Annotated in this window: 3 protein-coding genes; all 3 read left to right on the forward strand. The window is 32.7% G+C overall.

Features of this window, described 5'->3' with window-relative positions:
• Nucleotides 1-214: 214 nt before the first annotated feature.
• The 3 genes from FHS86_RS19040 (at nucleotide 215) to FHS86_RS19050 (ending at nucleotide 2,644) form a co-directional block, all read left to right on the forward strand.
• Nucleotides 215-634 (forward strand): hypothetical protein, encoded by a 420-nt coding sequence (locus FHS86_RS19040; protein WP_429417628.1) that lies wholly within the window; start codon nucleotides 215-217, stop codon nucleotides 632-634.
• 203 nt (nucleotides 635-837) lie between these two features.
• A complete protein-coding gene (locus FHS86_RS19045) occupies nucleotides 838-1,530 on the forward strand; it encodes a hypothetical protein (RefSeq protein ID WP_429417631.1) in 693 nt (230 codons plus the stop codon).
• Nucleotides 1,531-1,564: 34 nt separating this feature from the next.
• The gene (locus tag FHS86_RS19050) at nucleotides 1,565-2,644 is read left to right on the forward strand and encodes a restriction endonuclease PLD domain-containing protein (RefSeq protein WP_429417633.1); all 1,080 of its coding nucleotides are present in this window, start codon (nucleotides 1,565-1,567) and stop codon (nucleotides 2,642-2,644) included.
• Nucleotides 2,645-2,852: the final 208 nt, after the last annotated feature.

Below are 2,852 nucleotides of genomic sequence, written 5' to 3' on the forward strand. Positions count from 1 at the left end.
ATTGTCAGTAATTATTATGGTTAAATGCACTGATATTAAAAAGAATCCTGTATTTTTAAAAGAGCTATCCCGCATTGGCGGGATTTAGTTCAACATCTTGTATATTCCATAGGGGCGGCAGTGGTATGCGTAGCTTCGATTGCCGCGCAATCTCTCGTCCGTACCCGGACAGAGATGTACACGCAATCCCCTACGTAACATACAACTGGCCGTTATGCGGCATGTAATTGAGGACATTGCAAATACGACAAGCGAATCTATTTTAATGAAAAATAATAATACACCAAGACGAAAACGCATGACCAGAAAAGGGCGATTAAACGCTGCTAAAGACTGGATAAACAAGTATGAAGGAAAGAATTTAATTTCAGGTTATGCAAAATGGTTTGGTGTAGACAAAATTTGTGCGATTAATGAGTTGAAAACCCTTGGAGTAATTATTCCCGAGAATTTGGAGAATCAGATTATTGAGTCACATAAAAAGAGAATAGAACAAAGAAGGATTGCAAAAGACAAATCAGAGGGTTTCGACATGACGGTTAATGACTCGGACGACAATTTCGCTTTTATTGCTGGATACACTTCTGGAGGATTTCCATATGGACTGACTCATGAGGAATTTGAAGAATTATAGCTTGACGATAATAATTAATTGGACAAAAATGAACACGACCGCATAACAAACGCTATATTTCATTGCCGTATTCGTTCTGACAACAAAGCACATAGCCCGCAATAACGGCGCTGCGGCACGACAGAGATGAAGCCCGTACTCGGCAACGCAAACATAGCGCAACCGTTAGCCTTAATTTAAAAAGACCAAAACGACAAACACTAATGACTGAAAGAGAAATCAGAAAATATATTGACCGACTTAATAACGGAAAACCTAACGAATCAATTTTTATTCGGCAAATAAGCAATAACGTTGATGTTGCAAAAGTGTGGTCAGAGCAACCAAAGATGACAGATAGTATTATTGGAAACTTTGGTTCATATAGATTCTTTTTCATTAAAAATGAACAAAATAAATACATTGGAGCAGTACTTGACATGTATCAAGACCTACACTGGTATATTGTTCCTAAAAGCCGAAAAAAAGGTTATCTGTCAACATCATTGAAAGAATCAATTCTTCCCTATTTGTTTTATGACGAAAGAGAATGTCAAAGAATTACAATTGAAAAAAACTCAATTGGAGAGAAAAATTATTTAAACTCAAAAAGTGTTGCCCTTAGACTTGGATTTAAGGCAATAAATGAAGACGAAACAGAATTTGAATTAAAACAATCTGACTTCAATTGGGAGAGTGAAAATCTAAAAGAAAGAAACTCAGAAATTGACCCTGAAAGATTTAAAACATTAAGGAAAAGAGTATTTTATGCTTACAAAACTCTTTACAAAATCAGTGATGAACTCTTAATGACAATCAATAACGACAAAGAGTTAAAAGAGGTCGCAGATGAAGTAAGAAAATATACTTGGAAAATTGAAGACCTTGAATGGGAAAATATAAAAACGAAAGGCTAACAAAAGTTGAACATAGTTTTGAAAAAAGAATAAAATGGGAACAGAAATAATCAGTAATTTAACTAGAGAAAATCATTTAAAAATTCTTTTAGATAATTTTAGAATTGCAGATGAAATAGTCATTGTAAGTCCATTTTTATCAACCAACTTCGACTTTTTCACCTTCGATAAAATTTCACATTTAAAAAGGATTTCAATTGTAACTACATTAAAACCAAAAGACAAAGACCAATATTCAAAAATTCCATTTTTTAAGAAATTATACGAATTTGCAAATCCCAACAAAATTGAATTAAGTATTCTAATAGAAAACTCTTTACACGGCAAAATTTACATAACAAAAAAGGATTCAGAATTTCTGAAAGCAATTGTAACTTCAGCAAACTTTACGGATAATGGACTAAGGAAAAATAATGAATGGGGAACAATTATTAAATCACCAAAGACGATTTCTGAACTTGAAAATGGTATAATTAGCAAAGTCGTTCTTAAACCACTCACTGAAAATGAAATCGATAAATTCATTGACATACTTAAAAACAATCCATTACCAAAAGAAAAAATCGACAAAATAAAGATTGACTTAACTAAAAATCTTGATTTTAAGGAAAATCCATTTCTCATAAATCCTAAAGTAAATTATTGGCTAAAACCTATTGGAGTCAGTGATAATATTATTCCCTGGAGTAGAAAATTTGATGAGATTGATAGCGATTTACATTTTTCAAAAATTAAACCAAGCGGTGTAAAAAAGGATGACATTTTAATTGCTTATGCAGTAGGACATAAAAATATTCTTTCAATTTATAAGGTAAAATCAGAATTACAGCACACAGGGAATGACAATGACAGATGGCCTTATTTTGTTGTAGGAGAAAATTTGACTCCTTTTTATGGTAGTGAATGGAATAATCAAAACATCACAATTACAAATCAAAAAAACGAAGTTTTAAAAATCGGCAAAATTAAAGTGACACCAAGTGGAAAGAATAGTTTTGGAAGTTTAATGAGAGGAGCAGATAAATTAAAAATTACACCAGAATTTGGACAGTATCTTATTAACAAAATTGTACGCATTGAAAATGAATTAAAAACTAAGGCTAACATTTTATAAATTTAACTGTGGTTTCAGTACTTAATTTCAGCCTCTTAGCCCGCATCAATTTTGTACGTATGCGGACTGGATACTGCCACGCAAACCACAGCTAAACTTATAATTTACCGTTAGTACGCCGTGAAGCGTATTTACTTCAATGGGTGCAATCAGCTAAGGCTGATCTAATTAGCTGGCGCTGATTTTTAATTCCCATCTGTCGAATTGA

The sequence above is a fragment of the Roseimarinus sediminis genome, from assembly GCF_050433125.1.
GTDB lineage: Bacteria > Bacteroidota > Bacteroidia > Bacteroidales > Prolixibacteraceae > Roseimarinus > Roseimarinus sediminis.